At 60.6% G+C, this 21,020-nt stretch carries 16 protein-coding genes and 1 pseudogene; 9 read left to right on the plus strand and 8 right to left on the minus strand.

All coding sequences use genetic code 11. The features are described from left to right. Window positions 1–179: 179 nt before the first annotated feature. Both HUV26_RS08345 and purT read left to right on the plus strand, forming a co-directional pair. On the plus strand, window positions 180–1,322 hold the full coding sequence (locus tag HUV26_RS08345) for an FIST N-terminal domain-containing protein (protein WP_174409662.1): 1,143 nt from the start codon (window positions 180–182) through the stop codon (window positions 1,320–1,322). Window positions 1,323–1,451: 129 nt separating this feature from the next. Beyond that, window positions 1,452–2,636: a formate-dependent phosphoribosylglycinamide formyltransferase gene (gene purT / locus HUV26_RS08350; protein ID WP_174409663.1), complete on the plus strand. Its 1,185-nt coding sequence runs from the start codon at window positions 1,452–1,454 to the stop codon at window positions 2,634–2,636. A 331-nt stretch (window positions 2,637–2,967) separates the two neighbouring features. Here the strand turns inward: purT and HUV26_RS08355 are convergent, their stop codons facing one another. After that, window positions 2,968–4,575: an outer membrane homotrimeric porin gene (locus tag HUV26_RS08355; RefSeq protein ID WP_174409664.1), complete on the minus strand. Its 1,608-nt coding sequence runs from the start codon at window positions 4,573–4,575 to the stop codon at window positions 2,968–2,970. Between the two features lie 279 nt (window positions 4,576–4,854). On the opposite strand from HUV26_RS08355, the gene uvrC reads away from it, so the two are divergent. Next, window positions 4,855–6,846 (plus strand): excinuclease ABC subunit UvrC, encoded by a 1,992-nt coding sequence (uvrC, locus tag HUV26_RS08360; RefSeq protein WP_174409665.1) that lies wholly within the window; start codon window positions 4,855–4,857, stop codon window positions 6,844–6,846. Window positions 6,847–6,874: 28 nt separating this feature from the next. Here uvrC and tsaA read toward each other — a convergent pair whose 3' ends face one another. Beyond that, window positions 6,875–7,387: a tRNA (N6-threonylcarbamoyladenosine(37)-N6)-methyltransferase TrmO gene (gene tsaA, locus HUV26_RS08365; protein ID WP_174409666.1), complete on the minus strand. Its 513-nt coding sequence runs from the start codon at window positions 7,385–7,387 to the stop codon at window positions 6,875–6,877. Between the two features lie 304 nt (window positions 7,388–7,691). Between tsaA and HUV26_RS08370 the strand changes: the two genes are divergently transcribed. From HUV26_RS08370 to HUV26_RS08385, 4 genes and pseudogenes are all read left to right on the plus strand, one after another. Further along, window positions 7,692–8,840 (plus strand): ATP-binding protein, encoded by a 1,149-nt coding sequence (locus HUV26_RS08370; RefSeq protein ID WP_174409667.1) that lies wholly within the window; start codon window positions 7,692–7,694, stop codon window positions 8,838–8,840. A 23-nt stretch (window positions 8,841–8,863) separates the two neighbouring features. Further along, window positions 8,864–10,459, plus strand: coding sequence for a sigma-54-dependent transcriptional regulator (locus tag HUV26_RS08375; RefSeq protein WP_174409668.1), 1,596 nt, complete (start codon window positions 8,864–8,866; stop codon window positions 10,457–10,459). A gap of 182 nt (window positions 10,460–10,641) precedes the next feature. Further along, window positions 10,642–10,914 (plus strand): annotated as a pseudogene (locus tag HUV26_RS08380) (phage regulatory CII family protein); the annotation flags it as partial. Window positions 10,915–11,174: 260 nt separating this feature from the next. After that, window positions 11,175–11,579 carry a response regulator gene (locus HUV26_RS08385; RefSeq protein WP_174409669.1) on the plus strand — a complete coding sequence of 135 codons (405 nt, stop codon included), beginning with the start codon at window positions 11,175–11,177 and terminating at the stop codon, window positions 11,577–11,579. A 62-nt stretch (window positions 11,580–11,641) separates the two neighbouring features. Here HUV26_RS08385 and mnmA read toward each other — a convergent pair whose 3' ends face one another. The 6 genes from mnmA to HUV26_RS08415 form a co-directional block, all read right to left on the minus strand. Beyond that, window positions 11,642–12,703 (minus strand): tRNA 2-thiouridine(34) synthase MnmA, encoded by a 1,062-nt coding sequence (mnmA, locus tag HUV26_RS08390; RefSeq protein ID WP_174409670.1) that lies wholly within the window; start codon window positions 12,701–12,703, stop codon window positions 11,642–11,644. Window positions 12,704–12,748: 45 nt separating this feature from the next. Then, window positions 12,749–14,212 carry an Asp-tRNA(Asn)/Glu-tRNA(Gln) amidotransferase subunit GatA gene (gene gatA, locus HUV26_RS08395; RefSeq protein WP_174409671.1) on the minus strand — a complete coding sequence of 488 codons (1,464 nt, stop codon included), beginning with the start codon at window positions 14,210–14,212 and terminating at the stop codon, window positions 12,749–12,751. A gap of 140 nt (window positions 14,213–14,352) precedes the next feature. Beyond that, window positions 14,353–14,637, minus strand: coding sequence for an Asp-tRNA(Asn)/Glu-tRNA(Gln) amidotransferase subunit GatC (gene gatC / locus HUV26_RS08400; RefSeq protein ID WP_174409672.1), 285 nt, complete (start codon window positions 14,635–14,637; stop codon window positions 14,353–14,355). Window positions 14,638–15,030: 393 nt separating this feature from the next. Continuing rightward, window positions 15,031–17,106: a penicillin-binding protein activator gene (locus HUV26_RS08405; RefSeq protein ID WP_174409673.1), complete on the minus strand. Its 2,076-nt coding sequence runs from the start codon at window positions 17,104–17,106 to the stop codon at window positions 15,031–15,033. 115 nt (window positions 17,107–17,221) lie between these two features. Then, window positions 17,222–19,132, minus strand: coding sequence for a molecular chaperone DnaK (gene dnaK, locus HUV26_RS08410; protein WP_174409674.1), 1,911 nt, complete (start codon window positions 19,130–19,132; stop codon window positions 17,222–17,224). Between the two features lie 241 nt (window positions 19,133–19,373). Then, entirely contained in the window at window positions 19,374–19,706 is a 333-nt protein-coding gene (locus HUV26_RS08415) for a winged helix-turn-helix transcriptional regulator (protein WP_205245134.1), read from the minus strand. A 127-nt stretch (window positions 19,707–19,833) separates the two neighbouring features. On the opposite strand from HUV26_RS08415, the gene HUV26_RS08420 reads away from it, so the two are divergent. After that, entirely contained in the window at window positions 19,834–20,160 is a 327-nt protein-coding gene (locus HUV26_RS08420; protein WP_174409675.1) for a nuclear transport factor 2 family protein, read from the plus strand. Next, entirely contained in the window at window positions 20,157–20,939 is a 783-nt protein-coding gene (locus HUV26_RS08425) for an SDR family oxidoreductase (protein WP_174409676.1), read from the plus strand. Before HUV26_RS08420 ends, HUV26_RS08425 begins: the two co-directional genes overlap by 4 nt. Window positions 20,940–21,020: the final 81 nt, after the last annotated feature.

A 21,020-nucleotide genomic window follows, 5' to 3' on the forward strand; every position in this document is an offset into this window, starting at 1 on the left:
GTGTTTCCGGCTGTGGTTTAGTCCGGTTGTAGCGGGGTGCGGAACTATTGTAAACGGGCAAGGGCGCATGAAGGGGTGCCGGGAGAGGTGTATTACGGTGATGGAACACGGGCGGCTTTTCGTGTAGACTGTGTGCACGCGCAGCAAGAGGCGCTGTTTCATCCTTTGGGGAGCCCTACATGTCCGGAACCATGCACGTGAAGACAGCCTTTTCCGCAAACCCCGATCCTGTTCTGGCGGTGGCGGAGATAGCGCAGGCCATTGACCAGCCGGATATGGCGGCCGTGCTGTTTTTTGCGTCTTCGCGGTATGATCTGGGCCGGTTGGCGCAGGCGGTGGATGAGGCGTTTGCCTGCCCGGTGGCGGGATGTACCACGGCGGGGGAGTTTGTGACCGGCGCGGGGTATCTTTCCGGGACTATTGTGGCGGCGAGCATTGGATCGCGGCATGTGGCCATGCATACACATCTTGTTTCGCCCGTCTCCACCTTGGGTTCCACCGATGCGGTGATGGCTGCCATGGAGTTGCAGGCGGGCACGTCGCAGAATTTTCTGGACCCGGAGCGCATGTTCGCCCTGCTGCTGGTGGACGGCCTGACGGCGCGCGAGGAACGGGTTATCGCTTTGCTGCAGGGTGCTTTGGGCGATGTGCCCGTGGTGGGCGGTTCCGCCGGGGACGATATGCAGTTCCGGCAGACTGCCGTGTACCACGGAGGTGATTTTCATCCGGATGCAGCGCTGGTTGCCCTGTTTGAGACGGATTTGCCCTTTGCCATTTTTCAGACCCATCATTTTATCCGCTCGGACAGGTCGTTTGTCATAACAGCAGCCGATCCGGCGACCCGAACCGTGTTCTCCATAGACGGGCTTTCTGCCGCGCAGGTGTATGCAGACGCGCTGGGTGTGGCGGCGCAGGCGCTGGAGGACTGGCATTTCACGCTGCATCCCTTTATCCTGCGGCTGGGCGGGCAAAACTATGTGCGTACCGTGGGCAGGGTGAATGCGGACGGAAGCCTTGTGTTCATGAGCCCCATTGATCAGGGGCTTGTGCTGCATATGGGAACGGGCAGGGACATGGTGTATGATCTGGATGAATCCCTGCACCGTGCCCTTGCCGGAGTGCCCCGGCCGAAGCTGCTCATCGGCTGCGAATGCGTGCACCGCAGGCTGGAGGCTGAGCGGTGCGGCCTGACGGAAGCCCTGAGCGCCGTGTTGCGCGAGGTGCCGCATGTGGGCTTTCATACCTACGGTGAGCAGGTGGACGGGCTGCATGTGAACCAGACCTTTACCGGGGTGATCCTGGGTGAAGGGACGGATACGTAGCGAATTTCAGGCGTGCCGATGCTGATGGTGCGCCTGCCGGAAGATATGTCTGTGTGCCGCATGTCGGCAGGAAGCGGCCCGTGGGGGCTGCGTTTTTTTGAACCTTTTCATCTGTGAGGAGCATGCGCCATGGCATCTATTGGAACCCCGCTCACCCCTTCCGCCACCCGTATGATGCTGCTCGGCTCCGGAGAGCTGGGCAAGGAAGTCGCCATAGAGGCCATGCGGCTGGGCGTGGAGGTGATTGCGGTAGACAGGTATGAAAACGCTCCGGCCATGCAGGTGGCGCACCGTTCCTACCCCATAAGCATGCTGGACGGGGCGGCTCTGCGGCGCATTATAGAGACCGAGAAGCCGGACATTATTGTGCCGGAAATAGAGGCTATTGCCACGGATACCCTTGTGGAACTGGAGCGGGAAGGCTTTACCGTGGTGCCCACGGCCCGCGCCGCCCGCCTGACCATGAACCGTGAGGGCATACGGCGTTTGGCTGCGGAGGAACTGGGGCTGCCCACATCTACCTACCGTTTTGCGGATACGGAGGAGGAGTACCGTGCCGCTGTTGCCGCCATAGGGTTGCCCTGCGTGGTCAAGCCGGTGATGAGTTCTTCCGGCAAGGGGCAGAGCACGGTGCGGACGGAGGCCGACATAGCATCGGCATGGGCGTATTCGCAGGAGGGCGGACGCACCGGCAGCGGGCGCGTGATTGTGGAAGGGTTTGTAGACTTTGATTATGAAATCACGCAGTTGACCGTGCGCCATGCGGGGGGAACCAGCTTTTGCGATCCCATAGGGCATGTGCAGGTGGACGGCGACTACCGCCTTTCATGGCAGCCACAGCCCATGAGCCCCAAGGCGCTGGAGGAAGCCCGCCGTGTTGCAGGGGCCATTACGGAGGCCTTGGGCGGCTGGGGGATATTCGGGGTGGAGTTGTTCATACGCGGGGACGAGGTGATTTTCAGCGAAGTTTCGCCCCGCCCGCATGACACGGGGCTGGTGACCGTTATCTCGCAGGACATGAGCGAGTTTGCGCTGCACGTGCGCGCGATTCTGGGGCTGCCGGTTCCGGCCATCATCCAGCGTGGTCCCGCCGCTTCCAGCGTGGTGCTGGTGGAGGGCAACGGCACCGGGCTTACCTTTGCCAATCTGGACAAGGCACTCAGCGAACCGCAGACGCAGTTGCTCCTGTTCGGCAAGGCGGAAGTGAAGGGCAAACGGCGTATGGGCGTTGCACTGGCGCTGGCTGAGTCCATAGAGGAAGCAAAGCGCAAGGCGCAACGGGTATCCGCCGCCGTGACGGTGCGGTTTGAATAAGGTGCGTGTTGTCTGACTGGGGGTGCCCTGACATGGAGGTTGCAGGGTATGGGCAAACATGAGAGTGCCCGGGGACCATACGCCGCAGGGCAGTATCCTGTCAGACGGGTGGAACAGCAAAGAATGAGGCCCTGAGAAACAGGGGGGATTGTGAAACCAGGGCCGGCGGGATGACCGTCGGCCTTTTTGCGTGGGGGGGGGGCACAGGCAACAGGCAAATGGACAGCGAAAGGCCACCTCGCAAAAGAATACAAATAAGCCGGGGACCCGAAGGTCCCCGGCTGTCAAAGCGTCAGGAGTATACGCGATCTATGTGTCTTACCAGTGTACCTTAGAAGGTGTACTGGAAGATCAGGTTAGCCTTCCAAGCATCTTCGTCGTACTTGGTTGCGCCAGCCTGGTTCAGGCCCCATGCGGAGTCGTTGAGGTCCAGGTTCACGTAACCCAGTTCCACGATCATGGCCAGGTTTTCATAGATCATGTACTTGTGGTCGAAGTTCACTTCCCAAGCCTGGTCCTTGTCGGTCATGAAGGTACCGATGTTGTTGCTGAGGAAGGTAGCCTTGGAGGTGCTGGTGTACTTAACGAGGCTGTCAAGCACGTCGTGATCGTTGGTACCCTTCACGTAGACAACGCGGATCTGGGAGGTCAGGTCTTCGATAACCTTGATGTCTTCCAGAACGAGGCCCAGGCCCCACTTGCCGTCGTAGCTGGTGCCCAGCAGGTCACCGGTGGGGGTGACGTTGCCGCCGGCATAGCCGTCAAAGCCGAAGGTGGTGGGGGAGAAGGCGCCGGAGATCACGGGCAGACGCTCGGAACCGTTGGTGATGTCGTCGTCTTCACCGGTAGCGTACCAGCCGATGATGCCGGGGGTGAGCATGTCCATCTTGTAGCTCAGCTTGGCAGCCAGTGCCCAGCCTTCGCGGTCAAGGATGTCGTCATCGGAGCGGAAGACGGTGCCGTTTGCAAACGCGTTAGCGGGATCTGTGCCGTTGACACCGGTCAGACGGTAGTTCAGATCGCCGCCGTCAACCTTACCGTACACGGCTTCGAAGGAGAACACGATGGGGTCGAACATGTTCAGCTCATAGCCAAGGCCGAGCCACCATGCGCGATGGTTATCAATGTTCTCGGTGCCGTTGTAGGAATTGTAAATGAAGGCGGGGAGGGCAGTGTGGGTAGCCGGGCCCCAGTTGTTGGTAGCGTTACCAGAGATGACACCACTGGGAGCGTTTGCTGCGAACAGGGACTGCAGGCCGCCAACAGCCTCTGCACCAGCACCTACTGCGCCATACATGGCCCAGGGGGTGATGGTCATGCCGTCCAGTTCGATACCGGCGATGAGACCGAACAGGTCGATTTCATCTTCGTGGAAGTTCACATCGGCATACCGTTCGCCCTGACGGGAGTCATAAGGACGCGCCCAGAAGGCGTTCAGGGTCAGCATGTCGTTGAACTTGTAGGTAGCCAGAATGGCTGCCACGTCGTCATCCAGGATGGAAGAGCCAGCCACGGGGGCGGGCAGGGCCAGACCCTGGATACCCATGCGGAACGCCAGATCGGTGTTCGGCACGGTCCAGTCGATGAAGGCGCGCTTGGTTTCGACGTTGATACCGTCGGCACCGAGCTGGCCGCCCTTGGTCTTGGAGTCGCCCGCAACGTTGCGGCCCCAAGCGTTGTCGATTTCAAAGAACACGACACCGGACAGGTTTTCGCTGGCCACGATGTCGATCTGGGTGCGGAAGCGCTGCTGAGCGATGAAGTCGTCTTCAGAGCGGCCGTCGCCGCCGGTGGAGGAACCCTTTTCAAAGTTCAGGTTGTCCATCCAGCCGTATTCCATGGTGAACGAACCCTTGGCCTTGATTTCGGCTGCGGAGCTGTTGGCGACAGCACCGAAGACGAGGCCGAGAGCGAGCATCAGAGTGATGATGCGTTTCATTGGTAAACCTTCCTTCTTTTACGTTTTGCGGCTCCTGACGCGGATGACCACAATTGTTACCGAAGTATTTACTCCTGATGTAATATTCTTGGCAAGAAAAAAAGTAAAATTTTTTAAACATACATGTTTTGGTGTCAGAAGCGCGCATCCAATTTTATTGTAGGTGGTTACTGATTTATCGCAAACGTGTGTCGGGCCGGGTTCAAGAATTTATCCCGAGTTCAAGGGTGTTTTAGTCATAATTTTGACTTTTTGATAGGAAGGGGGTAGGCATAGCCTATGGACAAGATTGATCTCACAGCCGTGCCGCTCACACCGGGGGTGTATCTCTTTAAGGACGAGGGCGGGCGCATTATCTACGTGGGCAAGGCCAAGCATCTGCGGCGGCGGGTGGCATCGTATTTCCGGCCGGAAGATGCGCTGACCCCCAAGACGCGGGCCATGCTGCGCATGGCGCGAACGGTGGACACGATTTCCACCACGTCTGAAAAAGAGGCCCTGCTGCTGGAAGCGAGCCTTATCAAGAAGCACAGGCCCCGGTATAATATTCTGCTGCGCGACGACAAGCAGTATGTGCTGTTTAAGCTGACCAAGCGGCACGCATGGCCGCGCCTGACGCTTACCCGCAAGGTGGTGAGGGACGGTTCGGCCTATTTCGGGCCGTTTACGTCTGCCGTGGCGGCGCGGGAGACATGGAAGGCCATACACGCCGTGTTTGCGTTGCGGCGGTGCGCGGACAGGGCGTTTGCCAACCGGACGCGGCCTTGCCTCTATCATTATATGCAGCAGTGTCCTGCGCCGTGCTGCCTGCCTGTGGATGCGGCGGTGTACCGCGAGATGGTGGGCAAGGTGGAGATGTTGCTGCGGGGGCGGTCTTCCGAACTGCTCGGCATATTGCGTGCACAGATGGAAGAGGCTTCTGAGAATCTTGCGTTTGAGCAGGCGGCGGTGCTGCGTGACCAGATGGCCGCCATTACCCGTACTGTGGAGCGGCAGGCGGCGGTGCTGCCCGATGCGCGCGATATGGATGTGCTGGGTGTGGCGGAAACCCCGGCCGGGCTTGCGCTGGGGCTGCTTTTTGTGCGCGGGGGGATGCTTACCGATAAGCGTGACTTTGTCTGGCCGGGGCTGGGACTGGAGGAGGCACCGGAGGTGCTGAGCAGTTTTCTGGCCCAGTATTATGGCCCGCACAGCGTGATACCGGAGCGGATTGTGGTGCCTTGGGCCATAGACACGGAAGCCGCCGTAGCGGAGTTATCCGGGATAGCGGACGTATTGGATATGCCGGACATGCTGGCACCGGACAAGTTCGCACCGGACAAGCTGGATACGGACAGGCCGGATGCGGGCGGGCCGGAGCATCGTGGAGCAGAGGCGGACGCCGCAGGCGGTGAAACCATGCCCGCGCTTGCGGAAGCCCTTTCCGACTTGCGCGGGGGTGTGGTGCGCGTGGGACCGCCCCGCAACGAGACGGAAAACAGGCTGGTTTCCATGGCGCAGCGTAATGCGGCGGAGAGTGCGCGCGCGGCACGCGGGCTGGATACAGCAAGCCTGCTGGCGGCGCGGCTGGGCATGGCGCAGCCGCCCGTGCGTATTGAGGCGGTGGATGTTTCGCACACCGGGGGGCGGAATACCCGCGTGGGCATGGTGGTGTTTGAAGACGGCAGGCCCGCCAAGGACCAGTACCGCACGTATGCCTTTGCGGATGAGGACGCCGGAGGCGACGACTACGGCGTGCTGGCGCAGTGGATGGGGCGCAGGCTGGAATCCGGCCCGCCATGGCCCGACCTGCTGCTCATAGACGGGGGCAAAGGGCAGTTGGCTGCGGTGGTTTCCGTACTGGAGCGGGAAGGGGCCGCGGACAGATTTGCCGTGGCAGCCATAGCCAAGGCGCGGAGTGAGGACCACGGCAGGGCAGACAGGCGCAAGGGCAATGTGGCCGATGTGGTGTATCTGCCGGGCAGGATGAACCCCGTGAACATGAAGGCCGGTTCGCAGGAGCTGCTGTTTCTGCAACTGGTGCGTGATACGGTGCACGACTATTCGCTGCGGCGGCACCGCAAGGCGCGGGCGGGGTCTGCGCTTTCCGGCGAGTTGCAGCGTATTCCCGGCGTGGGACCGGCACTTGCCAAGGCACTGTGGGCGCATTTTCCCACCGTGCGGGCTATGGCGGAAGCCAGCGAAGAGGAACTTGCCGCCATTCCCGGCATAGGGCGGGCCAAGGCGCGGAGTATCCGGTCGGCACTTGCGGCCATGCGGGCTGGCCGCTGAACGTTGGCTGCTGGCCTTTGGTTACGCATCACCGGGTGCGGTTCGTGTCGCCGTTTGTGAAGCGCGCATCGGAACGGTGTTGCTGCGCCGCATGGGCCGAGGATTCCAGCCAGCCGGTGCGCACCGGGCCTGCGGGTGAATCAAAGGCGGGCACATAGGGCTTTATGTCCAGCAGGGGGGTGCCGTTCAGCACGTCTATTCCCTTGATAACCAGCTCCGTTCCTTCCACGCGCAGCAGTTCCACCACGGAAAGCCCTATGGAGTTGGGGCGGCGCGGTGCGCGGGTGGCAAAGAGGCCGCGCTTCTGCGTATCCAGAAAAGGCGTTACGCTGAGGGAATAGCCTTGGCTGTTATGGAAGTGGTAGAGCAGAATGAGGTGGGAGAAGCCCTGCAGGTCGCTCAGGCCTTCCGCAAGCTTCGGGAGGAGGGTGATGCGGCCCTCGGTATCCCTTGCGCCTATGGGTTGAATAGGCATATCACTGAGGGTATGGTACGGCGAAGAGATAGTGCCTATCCGTTTGAAGAGGATGTTCTCGTGCATGGGGTGCTCCTTTTGTTGGCCAGCCGAGCCTGTGCATTATGTCTGGCCAATCAGTTATGTCGGGCAGCACGACACGTAGTGAACGTATTGTCGGTATTGCCGGTGCTGCAAGACCAGTCTGTAAATTTATTCTGCAGGATCATTCTGCAAAATGAGCCTGCAAATGAGCCTGCAAATGAGCCTGCAAATGAGCCTGTAAGATGAGCCGGTAAGGTCATCCTGTAAGATCGATTATCCTGTAAATTCAGCCGGGGTGTGATACTGCGCCTTGTGGCTCAGATTTGCAAGAACGCGCGGGGGGAGTGTGGCCGAAGATGTGTTAGAGGCGTGCGGCCTTGGTGTGGCCGAAGTGGACGCTGCCTGCGCGGTGCAAAAGGCCAATGCTGTTTTTACCGCCATGTTCGGGCCTGATGCTGAGGGAATGGCGCGCGGGTGTTTGGCTGCTCTGTCGCAGAACATGCTTGCGCAGATGCCCTGCGAACTGCGGGACGCCGTTGCCGGGGGACGGCATTGGCAGGGACATGTGCCCCTGCCTGAAGGACAAGTGGCGTTTGTGGAGGCTTTTCCCCTGAGGTGGGCGGGGATTGCCGGGCATAGAGTGGATGCCGGGGCTGTGGAGGATGCAGGGGCCGTGCTGCAGGCGCGGTACACGCAGCCGGAGGAGGCTTGTCGGCATTCTCTTATGCCATTAGGCGCGGAAAAGAGTCCGCAAGACAGGCAAGCCGGGCAAGACAGGCAAGACAGGCAAGTCGGCCGGGATACGACAAGGGACGCACGGCGGCAGCATGTGCTTTGCTTTGCCAGCGGGGTGGCGCACGACTTCAATAACGTGCTTGCCTCCATTCAGGGCTTTGCGGAAATTGCCGCCTCTGCGGAGAGGGATGCCGTATCCCTGACGGGGCGCAGTGTGCGGAATATTCTTAAGGGATGCGAACAGGCACGGGAACTTGTGGGGCGTGTGCGGACCATGGGCGGCAAGGTGCGTGTGGATGCTGCAGGCTGCGATGTTGCGGCGTTGACGATGCAGTGGTGCCGGGACCGGAGGGGCCTGCTGCCGGGGGACGTGCTTCTGGAAACGGATGTGTGCGGGGAGCGGGTGCCTGTGAATGCCGACCCGCAGTTGCTTGAGCAGGTGTTTGATGCCGTATGGCGCAACAGCGTGCAGGCTATGCCGCAGGGTGGCACGCTGCATGTGCAGGTGCATGTGCAGGCGGGGGAGGCAGGGGGACGGCTGCCTGTGTTGCTGGAAATGCGGGATACCGGGCATGGGATGGATGCGGCAACGCGTGAACGTTGCTGCGAGCCGTATTTTACCACCCGTGAGGCCGCAGGTGCCCGTGGGCGGGGGCTGGCCTTGGCACGCGGCATTGTGTGGGCGCATGGGGGTGAGATGGTGGTGGATTCGGTCCCCGGCGCGGGGACCACTGTGCGGATATGGTTGCCACGGGGATAGAGCGATGCTGACAGGGGAGGAGTATGGCCCGCATTCTCATTCTGGATGATGATGTTCTGTTTCTGGACATGCTGTCTTCCGCCATGCTGATGGAGGGGCACGAGGTGTGCGGCGTTTCTACCATTGCCCAGTGCCGTGAGGCGTTGGCGCAGGGCGGGTATGACCTTGTGTTTCTGGACGTGGGGCTGCCGGACGGGGACGGACTTTCGCTCATTCCGTATATCCGGCAAGATATTTTAGCACCTGAAATCATCATCATCACCGGAGACTGTGACGCGGACGGGGCGGAGCTGGCCATAACGGGCGGCGCACTGGACTACATAACCAAGCCCGCCTCGCTTACGGCCATGAAACAGGCGGTGCACAGGGCTTTGGCCTTTCGTAACGGCAGGGGCGGACTGGAGGAGCCTGAGCGGGAAGGGATTGTGGGCAGCAGCCCCGGTATGCAGCGGTGCTTCCGCGTTCTTGCCGAGGCCGCCAGCAGTGATGCTCCGGTTCTTATCACAGGGGAGACGGGAACCGGCAAGGAACTGTTTGCGCGGGCCATTCACCGCAACAGTGCACGGGCAGGGAAGCCCTTTGTGGCTGTGGACTGCGGTTCCATTGCCAAATCGCTGACGGAGAGCGAGCTTTTCGGGCATGAGAAGGGGGCGTTTACCGGCGCGGACCGTCCCAGAGAAGGGCTTATTCTTCAGGCAGACGGCGGGACGTTGTTTCTGGACGAGGTGAGCGAGCTTGCCGTTCCGCAGCAGCGGACATTCTTGCGCGTGTTGCAGGAGAGGCGGTTCCGCCCTGTGGGGAGCGGAAGGGAGGTTGCCAGTAATTTCAGGCTGGTGGCCGCCACGAACAGGCTGTTGCCCCAGATGGTGGAACGCGGGTCCTTTCGTAAGGATCTGCTCTACCGATTGCAGGCCATTACGTTGATGCTGCCGCCTCTGCGCGAGCGGCTTGAGGATATTCCGGAGCTGGCAGCCTATTTTGTGGCCAGAGGGTGCGCCCGGTATCGGGTGGGGCCTAAGAGCCTGAATGAGGTTTTTCTCAGAGAACTGGCTGAGTATCCGTGGCCGGGAAATGTGCGCGAGTTCATGCATGTGGTGGAGCAGAGTCTGGTGCGGGCACGGTTTTCTGACCAGCTTTTGCCGGAACACCTGCCCAGCGTGGTTCGTGTTGCCGCAGCGCGCCGCCGGATAGGTTCGGGGGCGGAGGGAGCTGTGGGGGCTGTGGGAGCTGCGGGGGCGGTTCGTCAGATGGGGTGGGGCATGGTTTCTCAGGCGGCGGAGAGACGGGAGCAGGAATCCGCATGGTGGGAGAAGGCCGGGGGGGCGGATGGTGGAGATGGTGCGCTGTTATCTGTGCCTGTGGGCGTGGTAAACGAAAAGTCCGGCACGGATGGAGAGAGGGTGACGTCTTGCCAGGAGGCGGGGCTGCCTGTGTGGAGGGAGTTTCGGGACGCGGCACTGGAGTCTGCCGAGCGCGCGTATCTGGAACGGCTTTTGTCGCAGGCGCAGGGGAATGTGGCGCGGGCCAGTGATATTGCGGGGGTAACGCGCCAATGGCTGTATGCCATGCTGCGAAAGCACGGCATTGCGCGCCGCTGGGATACGGGCAGGGGAGAGTAATGCCCTTATGCTGTTTGTAAATTTTTAGTTTACACTTGAATTTTTGGTTTGAAAGATGGCCAGCGTTCCCCGTCGGGATGGTGCGGGCAGGGTATTGTCTCCATAGGTTTTTTTTAATTTTTTCGGTTGGTACGCTTCTTGATATGTTGGGCGGAGTACACCTTTCGAGGGGAGAAACGCCTATGTATGTGAATCTGGCAAGGATAGTCCACGATATTGTTCTGAACAGCCCTGTGCCCGCGAAGGCGCTTGCCAAGGAGATTGGCAAGCCCTATTCCACCCTGCTGCGGGAGGTGAATCCGTATGATACGGGTGCCAAGCTGGGCGTGGAGACGCTGCTGGATATTATGAAGCGGACCGGAAGCGTGGCCCCGCTGGAATTTATTGCACAGCAGTTCGGGTATATGCTTGTGCCCGCAGAACAGGCTGGTGAACCGGATAACGCCCGAAGTGTACAGGGTGCCGGTTTGGTTGTTGATTCCGAACCGCTGCCGGTTGGCGGGGGGACGCATGCGCATGGAGTGTTGCCGGGGAGGGCAGCGCCACATGTTCCGGACATGCGGACGGTTGCAGATGGGGATGCCATTTTGGGGGATGATGCCACCGAGAGGGCGGCGCAGCGTAACGGCCGCAGGGGGCTTGGTGGCGGAGACGGACAGGGGCGCGCGGGAAGAGAGGTCGCTGAAAGCGGAGTGCGGTCCGCATAGGATGTGTTATGGTAGCAGTCAATGCTAGCGAAAGCAGGGAGAGCACCCGGGTCATTGTTATGGAAGATGACCTGCTGCTCAGACGGATGCTGGAGTCTATTCTCAAAACGGTTGGGTACACTGTGCTTAGTGCCGGAGATGGAGCGGAAGGGATGCGGGCTGTCCGGACCCATGGGGCGGATATTGTGATTACGGATCTGTTCATGCCCGAGCAGGACGGGTTGCAGACGATTATGCAACTGAAGCGGGAGTTTCCGGCCGTGAGGGTGGTGGCCATGACAGCCGGGGCATCGTATCTGAGCATTGAGAACGCCCGCGCGGCGGCAACGCTGATCGGGGCGGATGCCTTTATCGAAAAGCCGCTGGATCACAGGGTGCTGCTGGACACCATGGCAGAATTGCGTCCCGCCTGAACCGCCAGAACCATCAGAACCGCCAGAACTGCCAGAACTGCCAGAACCGGGAGCAGGGCGGTTTACAGCGCTTCCTCAATGATGCCGCCGCCCAGCACGGCGCCCTGCCCGTCGTAGAGGCAGCATATCTGGCCTGTGGCGGGAGGGGTGCGCGGACCGGTAAAGCGCACGGTCATGCTTGCTGCGGTGCCGTTGTCTCGTGTGCCGGAAACGAGGTCTGCCACCTGCGCGGCAAAGGGCTGCTGCCTGTAGCGCGTGCGTACCAGCACCTGCTGCGGCCACAGAGAGGGCGGGACAAGCAGGTTCACATTCCGGACGATGCAGCCATTTGAAACCAGATGTTCCTTTTCGCCTACCACCAGCGTGTTGCTGTGCGCATCCTTACGGATGACATACAGCGGCGCGTGCCACGCAACGCCTAAGCCTTTGCGTTGCCCTTCTGTATAATGCCACAACCCGGAATGGCTGCCCACGCGTTTGCCGGAGACGGTGAGGATGGGGCCTGAGGTTTCCTGCACCTTTCCTCTGCTGCGAAGAAAGGCCCGGTAGTCATCATTGGGGACGAAGCAGATTTCCTGACTTTCTCCGGGATAGGCCGGAACAAGGCCGCGGCGCGTCAGTTCCGCGCGCACCGCCACTTTGGTCTGCCGCCCGAGGGGGAAGACCGCCTGTGCGAGGGCCTGTTCGGGAACCAGCGAAAGGAAGTAGCTCTGGTCCTTGGCGGGGTCGTGCCCGCAGGCGAGCACAGTGCCGCAGGCGGGGTCGTGACGCAGCACGGCATAGTGGCCTGTGGCGATGCGGTCTGCGCCCAGAGTGCGCGCCTCGCGCAGCAGGGCACCGAACTTCATGCGGGCGTTGCACAGCGCACAGGGGTTGGGGGTGCGTGCGTGAACGTATTCATCCAGAAAGGGTTCCACCACACAGCGTTCAAATTCGTCATGCAGGTCCACGGCGTGGAAGGGCACGTCCAGCGTGTTGCACATGGCGGCAAGGGCGTGTTCCCGTTCCTCGCTGCGGGGCAGGAAGTGGGCGTGCAGGGCAAAGACCGGCACGCCCTGCTCTTTCAGTGAGAGCAGGGCGAACATGGAATCGGTGCCGCCGCTTATGGCTACTGCAATGGTCATGGTGGTGTGTTGTTTGTGTACCAAGGGGCCGTACGGCCCCATTTTCTATAGTGCAGCCGGCTGCCCGAGGGGAGGCGTGGCCCGTTCCAGTGCGGCGGCAATGCCGTAGAGCGTTTCTTCCGCAAAGGGTTTGCCGAGCAGCTGCAGGCCAACGGGCATGCCGCTTTCTTTGCCCAGCCCCACGGGCAGGGACATGCCGGGAAGCCCTGCGAGGTTCAGGGAAATGGTGTAGATGTCCATGAGGTACATCTTGAGCGGGTCGTCCGTGAGTTCACCCACCTTCCATGCGGTGACGGGCGATGCCGGACCGCACAGCACATCGCACCGGGCAAGCGCGTTTTCGTAGTCTTCGCGTATGCGTCTGCGTACCTGTGCGGCCTTGCGGTAGTAGGCATCGTAATAGCCGGAGGAAAGCACGTAGGTGCCCAGCATGATGCGCCGCTGCACTTCTTCGCCAAAGCCTTTGCTGCGCGACCGGACGTAGAGGTCCATAAGCTCGGAGGCTTCTTTGTCACGGAATCCGTAGCGCACGCCGTCGAAGCGGGCGAGGTTGGAGCTGGCTTCTGCCATGGCCACGATGTAGTACACGGCGATGGCATAGCGCGAGTGGGGAAGAGAGACCTGTACGGGCTGTGCTCCCAGCGACTTCAGGGTTTCCAGTGCGGCGGAGCAGGCGGCCTCCACTTCCGGGTCCAGCCCCTGCGCCCAGAATTCTTCCGGCAGTCCGATGCGGATGCCTTTAAGGTCGGTGCGGGAGAGGGCGGCAAGATAGTCCGGGACCGGGGTATCGGCACAGGTGGAATCTTTGGGGTCGTGCCCTGCGATGACCTGCAGCAGGCGGGCGTTATCTTCCACCGTGCGGGTCATGGGGCCTATCTGGTCCAGCGAGGAGCCGTAAGCGACCATGCCGTAACGGGAAACGCGGCCATAGGTGGGCTTGAGCCCCACACAGCCGCAGAGCGAGGCGGGCTGGCGGATGGAGCCGCCCGTGTCTGTTCCGAGGCAGCCGTGGGCCTGACAGGCTGTGACCGAGGCGGCGGAGCCGCCTGATGAGCCGCCGGGAACACGGGACAGATCCCACGGGTTGCGTGTGGGGTGGTAGGCTGAGTTCTCTGTGGAGGAACCCATGGCGAATTCGTCCATGTTTGACTTGCCCAGCAGGATGGCTCCGGCTTCTTTGAGTCTGCGGACCGCAAAGGCATCATAAAAGGGGCGGAAATTTTCCAGAATGCGCGAGCCGCAGGTGGTGGGAACCCCTTTGGTGCACAGCACGTCCTTGACGATGACCGGAACGCCCCACAGGGGTTTTTCCGGGTCAGGCCCCTGTGCGTCCATGGCGCGGGCTGCTGCCAGAGCCTCTTCGGCCTGCACGGAGAGCAGGGCCTGAATCTGGGGTTCCGTGGCGTGTATGCGGGCGAGGCACGAGGCCACGGTTTCTTCTGCGGAAACCGCACGGGAAGCAAGTAGGGCGCGGATTTCGGTGAGTGTTTTCGCGTATAGTTCTGACATGGCACAATTCTCCGGCAGGTTGGGGGGCCGCTGTACAATGGCACTGTGCTGCGATGCTTGTCCGGGCTTCTGCCGTGCTACGGCGGGCACGGGACCGGGGCAGCGTTCTGTGCCCGTGAGGCAGCCTGAGGGAAAACTCTTCAGACGATTCTTGGCACAACGAAGAACTGACCATCGGATTCCGGGGCGTTGGACAACACGTCGTCCCGCCGGGCGGTTTTGACGGCCACATCGTCCCGCAGCACCGTGGCGTGCGTGACAGGGCTGTAGAGCGGCTCAAGTCCGGTGGTATCCAGTTCGTTCAGCGTATCCATATAATTGAGAATGGACTCGAACTGGCCAGCGAACAGGGTCAGCTTGGCTTCGTCCGGTTCCAGCCGGGCCAGTTTGGCTATCCGGGCCACTTGTTCGGGGGAAATCTTCATGGGTGGCACTCCTTGTTCTCCGTAACAATACGGCGCAATCAATGTGGCTCAAACAGAACGATGCAGGCGGTGTGTCCTGAGCGGTGGTTCCTGAGGCGGGCCTGCCATCGCGTGTAAATCATTTTTCCTTCATGCATACCGGCACAGGCGGGGGGCTGTGGTCTCAACCCTTCCGCCAAGGCCGAAGGCAGCCGGGGGAGTTCCGTTTTGCGGTGTGCAGGGTTGGGCTGCCAGCCTTGACCGCATTGCTGCGCCCTGCAAAGGCGGCGCTGGAAGGGCAGGTGCGGGAGGGGCATTCGCCGCAGGCCGGGTAACGGCACGGGTCGGTGCTCTTTTCCGGCGTCCTGTCTGAATACTCCGGGCTGCCTGTGCTGCTTTCTGAACCCCGGCAGGTCACTGGCGTTTTTGCTGGCGGGCCTCTTCCAGCATCTTTACCCGGTCTGCATGACGGGCGCGCGTGTTCTCCAGCCGTTCTTTGAACCGGGCGGGATCAATGGGCGCAAAGCCGTTTGCGGCAGGTGTGAAGAGAAACATCTTTTGTGCTGCCAGCCCGTCTGCTGTCCAGCGGATAGGGGCGATGCTCCAGTCCATCTGCTGCGCTGACTGAATGCGCGCATTCATTGCCTGAGCGCCTTCACCTTTTTCCGGGGTGCCGAGCATGGAAGCGAAGCGGACGAAATCGTACCCCAGCCCTACCCACAGGTCGGGCTGGCCCAAGCCGGATTCATCCAGCGCACTGGCAAGGGACATGGCCGCTGCTGTGGGCGCGTAAGGGTTCCATGAGCCGGGGAAAACCGACAGGTTGAAGTAGCGGGTTTCCGTGTCGCGGCTGCCGGAAAGTCCCTGTTCCCACAGGGCGTTGCCCAGAAAGACCATGCGGTCTTCCTGATAGTAGAAAAAGTGAGGGAGCAGTGCCTGCATCTGCTGCCAGCCATCCGGCAGGAACACGGCCTGAAACGGCGGATTGGGCGGCATGGGGGTGTCTTCACCGGGGCGCTGCGCGGGTACCCGGAGGAAGGTGTGCAGGACCTTGCTCCATGTGAGCGTGTCCTTGGTGGTGTAGGTTGCGGATACCGTGGTGGTTGCCCCCATCTCTGAGGCAGTCTGGCGGAACATCTGCGCCATGTGTGCCCCGAAAGGCTCATCCGGCGCGAGCACCCCGTACTGGGCAATCTCCAGATCCTTCTGTGCAAAGTCGAGCAGGCTGCGTATCTGGTCACGCGGGCTGGAGAAGAAGCGCCATGCGGTGCGGCCTTCCTCGCCATCGTTCAGGCTGGTCAGGAACGTAAAGAACGCGCGCTGGCGCAGCAGGCCGGTGCGTTGCATGGTGGTGTACGTTTCTTTTTGTAGCGGGCCGCCCACGATGGAAACACCTTCGGGCAGGGCTTGCAGCCGCTGTTCCCAGCCTTCTGCCGCAGTATTGATAACCGTGACGGAGAGGTCGTTCCCCTGCCGTGCCAGTTCCCATTGGGCGACCCCTGCCCCGCGCAGAATCTTCCAGCCGATATTGCCGAAGGGGCCTGTCAGGGGCAACGCAAGGGCAATGCCCTGCGACGGGCGGCCGAATTCCTGTTCCAGCGGCATGAGCACGCGTTCCAGCAGGAGTCTGTCCGCAAAGGTATCTGTGTGGCGCAGGCGCTGTATGGCCTGCCATGCGGGAGGCCAGTCTGCGCTGTCAGTTGCCGTGCGGCGGGCCTTTTCCAGCAGGATGACGGAATAGGGGTAGCGCAGTTCGTTGTCTGCCGTGAGGTGTCCGGCAAGGCGGGCCAGAGCGTTCTCGTCCGTTTCCTGCAGCAGGGTGAAGAGGCGTGATTCCAGCGTTGCGCGCAATCCGGCATCGGCGGGGGCGGCTGTCTGGGCGTAGAGGGTTTCCAGCGTTTGCAGGGCTGCGGCGTTGGAGGCCTTGTCGCCGCCTTCCCACTGCATACGGGCAAGGAGCAGAGCCGATTCTGCCCTGACGGCCCACGGGCGCTGGTCATCCTGCACTGTGCCTTCCAGCGTGCGGGCAGCGCCTGTTCCGGACATGCCGGTCATGGCACGGTTATACGCGTTCAGCCATTCCGCGCCGGTCTGGGCATCCGGGTCCAGAGAACGCCATTTTTCCAGCGCTTCCAGCCCCAGATGATGCTTGCCGTAAGCAATGTTGGAAAGGGCGAAATACTTCCATGCCTCAACGGTTTCGCGCCGAGAGAGTCCCGGTTCCTGCAGCAGCCTGTCGTACAGGGTGGAGGCAAGGCGGTAGTCGCCCTGCGTGTAGGCGGCAAAGGCCTTGTCTGCCAGAGGGGCATCTGCGCTGATGGCTACGGGAGTTCTGGGGCCTTCTCCGGGAGGATAGAGCACGGCCTTCTGGCAGCCGCCCAGAGCGGAGGCGAGAAGGACGAGAACAATCAGAAGGACAGGCAGCAGGCCCGGCAGGGAAGAGGTTCCGGAACGGGCGTTGGCAAGTCGGAAGAACGGTATATATGTCATGTCGTTGGCTACCATAAGTGAAAAGGCCTGATCCGCCAAATGGCGAATCAGGCCAAGCTAAACGCATACCGAGGCAATTGCAAGAGCGGGAATGGCGGTGAAGCCGCCGCCGCTGCTACTTCTTTACTTCGGTGTAGTCGGCATCCACCACGTCGTCATCATCCTTGCCGGAGGAGGCAGAGGCGGAAGCGCCTGCGCCTGCAGCACCGGCGTCCGCAGCCTGTGCCTGCTGGGCGTAGAGCTGCTCAGCCAGCTTGTGGGAGGCCTGCGACAGTTCTTCTGTGGCCTTCTGGATGGCTTCGACGTCTTCGCCTTCCATGGCTGTGCGCAGGGCGACCACCTTGGCGTCTATATCTGCCTTGAGCGCGGCATCCAGCTTGTCGCCGAGGTCGCGCACGGATTTTTCCGCCGAATAGATGAGCGTGTCTGCCTGATTGCGGGCCTCGATGACCTGCTGCTTTTTCTTGTCTTCATCCGCATGGGATTCCGCTTCCTTGACCAGACGCTGGATTTCTTCTTCCGAGAGGCCGGAGGAGGCGGTGATGCGGATGGACTGTTCCTTGCCGGTGCCCAGATCCTTTGCGGAGACATGCACGATGCCGTTGGCGTCGATGTCAAAGGAGACTTCGATCTGGGGCATGCCGCGCGGTGCCGGGGGAATGCCGGTAAGCTCGAACCGGCCCAGTGTCATGTTATCTGCCGACATGGGACGTTCGCCCTGCAGCACATGGATGGACACGGAGGGCTGGTTGTCTGCCGCGGTGGTAAAGGTCTGCGACTTCTTGGTGGGAATGGTGGTGTTGCGGTCGATGAGCTTGGTGAACACGCCGCCCAGGGTTTCGATGCCCAGAGAGAGCGGGGTGACGTCCAGCAGCAGCACGTCCTTTACATCGCCTGCAAGAATACCGCCCTGAATGGCGGCGCCCATGGCCACGACTTCGTCGGGGTTTACGGAGCGGTTGGGTTCCTTACCGAAGAATTCTGCCACCTTCTTCTGCACCAGAGGCATGCGGGTCATGCCGCCTACGAGCACGACCTCGTCAATTTCCGCAGCGGTGAGGCCTGCATCGGCAAGGGCCTTTTTGCAGGGAGCGATGGTGCGCTCCACGAGGCTTTCCACCAGCTTTTCCAGCTTGGCACGGGAAAGCTTGAGCATAAGGTGCTTGGGGCCGTTCTGGTCTGCAGTGATGAAGGGCAGGTTCACTTCCGCCTCCATGGAGGTGGAGAGGTCCTTCTTGGCTTTTTCTGCCGCTTCCTTCAGGCGCTGCAGGGCCATGCGGTCCTTGGTGAGGTCTATGCCGTTTTCGCGCTTGAACTCGTCCGCAAGGTAGTTGATGACCGCAAGGTCAAAGTCTTCGCCGCCGAGGAAGGTATCGCCGTTAGTGGCGCGCACTTCCACAACGTTATCGCCCACCTCGAGGATGGAAATATCGAAGGTGCCGCCGCCGAGGTCGAACACGGCGATCTTTTCGTTGGCCTTTTTGTCGAACCCGTAAGCGAGGGACGCAGCCGTGGGCTCGTTGATGATGCGCTTGACTTCAAGGCCCGCGATGCGGCCTGCATCTTTGGTGGCCTGACGCTGGGAGTCGTTGAAGTAGGCGGGGACGGTGATGACCGCTTCCGTTACTTCTTCGCCCAGATAGGCTTCTGCATCGGCCTTGAGCTTACCCAGAATCATGGCGGAAACTTCTGCCGGAGAGTAGCTGCGGCCTTCTATTTCCACATGGGCGTCACCGCCGTTGCCGGAAACAATCTTGTAGGGGGAGTGCGAAGCCCAGCGGCCCACTTCCGGTGCGCTGAACTGACGGCCCATGAGGCGCTTGATGGCAAAGACCGTGCGCTCGGGGTTGGTAACGGCCTGACGCTTGGCAATGTCGCCCACCAGACGTTCTTTGTCGGTGAAGCCCACGATGGACGGCGTGGTGCGGCCGCCTTCGGGGTTGGTGATGCACTTCGGGTCCTTGCCCTCCATGATGTAGACGCAGGAGTTGGTGGTCCCGAGGTCAATACCGATAATCTTACCCATGTGAAAAATCCTCCTGAAGGGAATACTCTCAGAAATGGTATGGAAATTCTGCCCGATATGTGGGGGGCAACAGTCGCTGCCCGGTGTCTTTGCGACGTTGTGGGAAAGCTAAGTTCATTTTTTGGGTGTGCAAGGGGGAGTGGTGAAAATTTTTACACATGACCGGGAAACGCGCGGACAGTCCTTGCACAGAAACGGAGAACGGCGGCAGAGGCGTGACTTTTTTTGCGCGCGTGGAGCGCTAACGGAGGTCATCGCGTAGATCAGCCCATTTCAGGAGTGCATCAAGCACCGGGCAGAGGGCTTGGCCCCACTCGGTGAGGCCGTATTCGACCTTGGGCGGCAGCTGATGATGGAGGATACGCCGAACAACGCCATCGGCTTCCATCTGGCGAAGCTGCTGGGTCAACATCTTCTGTGTGATGGCGGGAATTGCTCTTTCCAGTTCTGAGAAACGCAATAACTTGCCGCCGAATAAGTGGAACATGATCAGCAGTTTCCACTTCCCTTCGAGAACTTTGAGCGCCTGTTCCACGCCATCGGCAGCGGAGGTGGGGGTCAATTCTTTTTCCATACTTTAAAGTGAGTACCTTACTTTTTAGTGGGTTATTGCTAAAAATAAAATGTTAGCCTTATCCTCTCAACTTATCAATTCGGATCGCACAGGGTGATTCGATCAGACACGAAGGAGTTTTTTTTACATGTCTATCAAACTTCCCAAACCCGTTGACGCCTATTTTGTTGCAGACAGAGGTGATAGCGAAGCGGTTGCCCAATGCTTTGCTGAGGACGCCGTTGTAAAGGACGAAGGCCACACCTACCAAGGCCTAAGCGCCATTAAGCAGTGGAAAGAGGATGCCTCGCAGCAATACACGTACACGAGCGAGCCTTTTGCGTGCGAAGACAAGGATGGCAGGATAATCGTCACCAGCAAGGTGACCGGCAATTTTCCCGGCAGTCCCGTTGACCTTCACTATTCTTTCAGCGTTGAAGGCGACAAGATTGTCTCTCTGGAAATCACGTTATGAGCTTTACTCTTGAACTCCATGGCCGCAGAGCGCTTGTTACGGCCGGTACCAAGGGCGTGGGCGCAGCTGTTGTTGAGTCTTTGCGCAATGCCGGCGTTACGGTCGTGGCCGTGGCGCGGTCGGTTCCCGAAGTCGCCCCAGAAGGCGTTATGTATGTCGCGGCTGATCTGACTTCAGCAAGCGGATGCCAGGCGGTGGCGGATGCCGTGCTCAGTAGTCTTGGCGGTGTTGATATCATCATCAATGTTCTCGGCGGATCGAAAGCATCGGCTGGCGGCTTCGCGAGGCTGGATGACGGGGAATGGGAGGCGGAAATCAATTTGAATCTGATGCCTGCTGTGCGCGTTGACCGGGCGTTGCTCCCTTCAATGATCGCACAGGGGTCAGGTGTTGTCATTCACGTCACGTCCATACAGCACGAATTGCCCCTGCCGGAATCGACGACCGCTTATGCGGCAGCAAAAGCTGCGCTATCGACCTACAGCAAGAGTTTGTCGAAGGAGGTGACGCCGAAAGGCATTCGTGTGGTGCGTGTCTCTCCGGGTTGGGTTGAGACGGAAGCAGCTGTCCGGCTTGTTGAGCGGGTAGCAGATCAGGCCGGAACGGATTGCGAGGGAGGGAAGAAGATTATCATGGATTCCCTTGGTGGAATTCCGCTTGGTCGCCCGGCCCGGCCTCAGGAAGTGGCTGATTTGATCACATTCCTCGTCTCGCCGCGCGCAGGATCGATCACGGGCACCGAGTACGTCATAGACGGCGGGACCGTGCCCACGGCGTGAGCCGGATGGGACGGCGGGCACCGTGCTCGCAGACTGCGCGTTCCGAATGTGGAGTTACCTTGCTTGCATGAATAACATGTG

Origin of the sequence: Desulfovibrio psychrotolerans (assembly GCF_013340305.1) — a bacterium.
GTDB lineage: Bacteria > Desulfobacterota > Desulfovibrionia > Desulfovibrionales > Desulfovibrionaceae > Halodesulfovibrio > Halodesulfovibrio psychrotolerans.

Bases quoted from the DNA above. Each gene is read 5' to 3' on its own strand.
- HUV26_RS08345 (WP_174409662.1), top strand. From the start codon at position 180: ATGTCCGGAACCATGCACGTGAAGACAGCCTTTTCCGCAAACCCCGAT.
- purT (WP_174409663.1), top strand. From the start codon at position 1,452: ATGGCATCTATTGGAACCCCGCTCACCCCTTCCGCCACCCGTATGATG.
- HUV26_RS08355 (WP_174409664.1), bottom strand. From the start codon at position 4,575: ATGAAACGCATCATCACTCTGATGCTCGCTCTCGGCCTCGTCTTCGGT.
- uvrC (WP_174409665.1), top strand. From the start codon at position 4,855: ATGGACAAGATTGATCTCACAGCCGTGCCGCTCACACCGGGGGTGTAT.
- tsaA (WP_174409666.1), bottom strand. From the start codon at position 7,387: ATGCACGAGAACATCCTCTTCAAACGGATAGGCACTATCTCTTCGCCG.
- HUV26_RS08375 (WP_174409668.1), top strand. From the start codon at position 8,864: ATGGCCCGCATTCTCATTCTGGATGATGATGTTCTGTTTCTGGACATG.
- HUV26_RS08385 (WP_174409669.1), top strand. From the start codon at position 11,175: ATGGTAGCAGTCAATGCTAGCGAAAGCAGGGAGAGCACCCGGGTCATT.
- mnmA (WP_174409670.1), bottom strand. From the start codon at position 12,703: ATGACCATTGCAGTAGCCATAAGCGGCGGCACCGATTCCATGTTCGCC.
- gatA (WP_174409671.1), bottom strand. From the start codon at position 14,212: ATGTCAGAACTATACGCGAAAACACTCACCGAAATCCGCGCCCTACTT.
- gatC (WP_174409672.1), bottom strand. From the start codon at position 14,637: ATGAAGATTTCCCCCGAACAAGTGGCCCGGATAGCCAAACTGGCCCGG.
- HUV26_RS08405 (WP_174409673.1), bottom strand. From the start codon at position 17,106: ATGACATATATACCGTTCTTCCGACTTGCCAACGCCCGTTCCGGAACC.
- dnaK (WP_174409674.1), bottom strand. From the start codon at position 19,132: ATGGGTAAGATTATCGGTATTGACCTCGGGACCACCAACTCCTGCGTC.
- HUV26_RS08415 (WP_205245134.1), bottom strand. From the start codon at position 19,706: ATGGAAAAAGAATTGACCCCCACCTCCGCTGCCGATGGCGTGGAACAG.
- HUV26_RS08420 (WP_174409675.1), top strand. From the start codon at position 19,834: ATGTCTATCAAACTTCCCAAACCCGTTGACGCCTATTTTGTTGCAGAC.
- HUV26_RS08425 (WP_174409676.1), top strand. From the start codon at position 20,157: ATGAGCTTTACTCTTGAACTCCATGGCCGCAGAGCGCTTGTTACGGCC.